The organism is Nostoc cf. edaphicum LEGE 07299 (genome assembly GCF_015207245.1).
GTDB classification, from domain to species: domain Bacteria; phylum Cyanobacteriota; class Cyanobacteriia; order Cyanobacteriales; family Nostocaceae; genus Nostoc; species Nostoc edaphicum_B.
In genome coordinates this window covers 1-3,811 of record NZ_JADEXF010000592.1, presented here as the reverse complement: position 1 = coordinate 3,811, position 3,811 = coordinate 1, and the positions used below count along the sequence as shown (strand labels likewise).

The 3,811-nt window shown below is 39.3% G+C and carries 4 protein-coding genes; all 4 read left to right on the top strand.

Features of this window, described 5'->3' with window-relative positions; translation table 11 throughout:
• Positions 1–958 precede the first annotated feature (958 nt).
• The 4 genes from IQ229_RS17385 (at position 959) to IQ229_RS17370 (ending at position 3,561) form a co-directional block, all read left to right on the top strand.
• Complete coding sequence (locus tag IQ229_RS17385; RefSeq protein WP_194045849.1) at positions 959–1,144, top strand: hypothetical protein; 186 nt, start codon at positions 959–961, stop codon at positions 1,142–1,144.
• 477 nt (positions 1,145–1,621) lie between these two features.
• Positions 1,622–2,134 (top strand): inorganic diphosphatase, encoded by a 513-nt coding sequence (locus IQ229_RS17380; RefSeq protein WP_194045847.1) that lies wholly within the window; start codon positions 1,622–1,624, stop codon positions 2,132–2,134.
• A 129-nt stretch (positions 2,135–2,263) separates the two neighbouring features.
• Positions 2,264–2,647: an aspartate 1-decarboxylase gene (gene panD, locus IQ229_RS17375; protein ID WP_194045845.1), complete on the top strand. Its 384-nt coding sequence runs from the start codon at positions 2,264–2,266 to the stop codon at positions 2,645–2,647.
• A gap of 11 nt (positions 2,648–2,658) precedes the next feature.
• On the top strand, positions 2,659–3,561 hold the full coding sequence (locus IQ229_RS17370; RefSeq protein ID WP_194045838.1) for an MBL fold metallo-hydrolase: 903 nt from the start codon (positions 2,659–2,661) through the stop codon (positions 3,559–3,561).
• The last annotated feature ends 250 nt before the right edge of the window (positions 3,562–3,811 follow it).

Here is a 3,811-nt window from a genome sequence, read left to right as displayed (position 1 = left end):
GCACTCAGAACTGTTTTGCCCAATGCCCAATTTAGTGCAAACGTCGTTACAGCAATTTCATTTATTAGCAGAGTAATCTGTAATTACCCTCCGATTGCTTAACCAAACCGCCCTATTATATTTAGTGGCGGTTTTTTTTAGCTGATTAATTTTTTATACAATTTTTCGTCTGAGATTTTGATTTATTCAAAAAGTTATACGGGTTTAGGATCTGGAAATTGGGATTGGGTATTTTGTTCAGATATGGGGAAAGTTTGATAATAACTTACTACACCTCTAGGCTACCTTCTAAAACTTTTTTACTCTACCTTTATGTAGATTGACAAAATGGCTGTGATATTACATAAATTGCAAAATTTAAATTCTTAAATAATTGTTTAGTGATATCACTGAATCCATTCTGCCTTGTACAGCTAATGTATCTGTGTTTATTCGGTAGTTATCATTGGTTACAAAAATCATTACTACCTATTTCTTCTCTGGTGTCAAATATTTTGTGTATAACTACTATATAACAATCAAAAGCACTGAATATCTATCAGTGCAATTGCGGTTTTGTGTCCTGTATCACAAATTAGCAATTCCAGTAAAATGACCTTATCAAAGGCTTTATAGAATGTTATACTCATGAAGTATCGGATAAATATGTTTTGCTAATTAATCTTTAATCAGCGAAAAAATGTAACTTATGATGCTGTCAAAGTTTGCTTTGCGTATGCAACCCGTTACACCATACAGGGAAACACCTAAAAATATTAATTACAAAATAAAACATGATTTGTTTACTCGTAACTTTGTATTAAGAATTCCATGTATAAAAAGACTACTATGACAGTTGTATAACTGGTTTAAATTGTAGAATGCTACACATTTTACAGTTTAAAAATAGCTAAAATAGCATTAATACTCTCACTCAGAGAGTCAACCTACACAGTGTTACGAAGAACTTCAATTTTGTATGAATTCAAATAGCCAGTCTGCCAATGCCGCTACATATTCCCAACGTTTGGCAGACATTGTGGGAACTGCGATCGCTCTGTTGACTCTTACCCTACCCGTATTTGTCATCGCCCACTATTCTTCAACTAATGTTGAAAATAACCAGCAACCTCTAATCCAAAATATACAAGAAAATCAAGATTGATCGAGCTTCCCAGTCGCATTTCCTCATGAGAAGACCTACAAAAAGCAGAACACTGATTTTGTAGACAATCTCTGAAGATGTGGGTGTAGTTAGTCAAAAATAAGCTAAATCTGGATTGTGTGACTCCAGATTTCAGTTGTCTTAACAAAGTTACGACAGAAATCCCTTTAACAGCAATTAAGGGCAGAGGATATCCATAATACCCTCTTGGAAAAAGCGTTGCGAAGTTTGCTCGTAACGCTTTTTCTATTTTTTGGCTAATTCAAGGGAACTGGGGAAATGAGGGAACAAGGTGACAAAAGCTAGAACTTACAACAAGTCTTTCCCCTTGTCCCCAATTCTCCTTGTCCCCTTGTCCTCTTCCCCATGCCATAGAACAAATACCTTGGGAAGAGATCCATATTGCCCTAAAATTCTACACGGGGAGCGAAGTTGACTGAGTGCCCCCATGATTCACCGTTATCAGAGGAGTTTTTTGTGGACTTATCTCGTGTTCCTGCCCAACCGAAATCTGGTCTAATCAACGTTCTCATTGAAATTACTGGCAAAAGTAAAAACAAATACGAATACGACAAGGAACTACAAGCTTTTGCTCTAGACCGAGTACTTTATTCCTCAGTACAATATCCATACGACTACGGCTTTGTACCCAATACTTTGGCTGATGATGGCGATCCCCTAGATGGTATGGTCATAATTGACGAGCCGACTTTTCCCGGCTGTATTATTGCTGCACGACCAATTGGCTTTTTGGAGATGATTGACGGTGGCGATCGCGATGAAAAAATCCTTTGTGTTCCTGACAAAGATCCGCGCTACACTCAAGTAAAATCCCTGAAAGACTTAGCACCACACCGTTTAGATGAAATTGCTGAATTTTTCCGTAGTTATAAAAATTTGGAAAAAAAGGTGACTGAAATTCTCGGTTGGCAAGATGTGGACAAGGTTGCAGCTTTAGTAGAAAAATCCGTCAAAGCTTATAGAGGATAATAGAGGAGTTAGGAGTTAAGAGTTATAAATTTTTATTCTTAACTCCTGTACAGACGCGATTAATCGCGTCTCCACTCATAACTTTCGCTTGTTACGGTTCGCAAAAACTGCCACCAAACCCAAACCAGAATGCAGCGTACTCTCCTTTTGGCAAAAATTCATAATTGCACCCTTACGGGGGCGAATATCAACTACGTGGGTAGTATCAGCATTGATGAAATCCTTTTGGAAAAAGCTGGTATCTTACCTTATGAGCAGGTGCAAGTAGTTAATAGTGCCAACGGTCAGCGCTTTATTACCTATGCGATCCCCGCTCTAGCTCATTCAGGAATCATTGAGCTAAATGGAGGTGCGGCACGTCTAGGCATTATTGGCGATCGCTTGATTATAATGACTTACGGGCAGTTCACTCCAGAAGAGTTAAAAAGTTACTCTCCTACGGTAGTCATTGTGGATGAAAAAAACAGGCTGTTGGAAGTGCGGCGCTACGATGACCTGTTCGCTAAGGTCTAATTTCAAGGAAAATGTCAAATTTTGAGTTGTCGGATTCCCAGAGCTACATAAGAGAAAAGTCATCTACCCTGCCAAGTAGCCCAGCAGGTGAGTTTATCGTGCAATTCTGGGGTGTAAGAGGTTTAATTCCTACTCCCAGTAGCAATACCAGTCGTTATGGTGGTAATACCGCCTGTGTAGAAATACATATAGCTGGGAAACGCTTGATTTTTGATGGCGGTACTGGCTTACGCATATTGGGTAAAACTTGGCAAGAGCTGCAACAGCCACTAGAAGCCCATTTATTTTTTACCAACTGCCAATCAAATCGAATTCAAGGATTTCCCTTTTTTGCTCCTGCATTTATTGGGGAAAATTGTTTTCACATTTACGGCACAGCTGCATCAAATGGAGCCTCAATCAAACAATGTCTGTACGACCAGATGCTCCAGCCACACTTTCCTTACCCTTTACAGGTAATGCAGTCGGAATTACAGTTTTACAATCTCACGCCTGATAGTGAGGTGAAACTAGATGATGTAACCATTACAACTGCATTAATCAATCAAACTCAGAGGTCAGCTGGCTACCGAGTTACTTGGCAAGATTATAGTGTTGCCTACGTCACAGATTTACACCAAAATGCTGATCAAGTGGAGCGAGAGCGGATTTTACAGTTTATTCAAGGTGTTGACTTGCTGATTGCCAATGCCACTTACACTCCACCTACGTCTCACAACCATGACTCTGCTGATTTACTCTGGCAAGCTGCGGTAAATGCGGCTTTGAATGCTGGTGTTAAACGGCTAGCCATTTCTCATCATCACCCAGATGACCATGATGATTTTATTGACCAAGTTCAAGTGGATATTAAATATGCCTTTCCTAAAGCAATATTAGCCCATGAAGGTTTAGTTTTAGCTGTTGGTAAGTGATTTAGAGTCGTTGTAGCGATCGCCTAAGTTATGTTTAGGGTCATAGCCCTGACTGGGGAAGGAAGTTTCGCAGTACTGGTAGCCCTAAACCCTTACTACAAGTGATTGGCAGCCTTTATAAAAGAGCCATTTTACCTATTTTTCTAAGATCAGGCAGGCTTTTTTCAGAGTATATGCTCTACTCTGTATAAACTAAACCCAAATTACACAGATATCGGCTCACTCCTAAAAAAGCTCAACATTATATCAA

Excerpts from the sequence above, each read along its gene's own strand:
- IQ229_RS17385 (WP_194045849.1), top strand. The coding sequence starts at position 959 with ATGAATTCAAATAGCCAGTCTGCCAATGCCGCTACATATTCCCAACGT.
- IQ229_RS17370 (WP_194045838.1), top strand. The coding sequence starts at position 2,659 with ATGTCAAATTTTGAGTTGTCGGATTCCCAGAGCTACATAAGAGAAAAG.
- panD (WP_194045845.1), top strand. The coding sequence starts at position 2,264 with ATGCAGCGTACTCTCCTTTTGGCAAAAATTCATAATTGCACCCTTACG.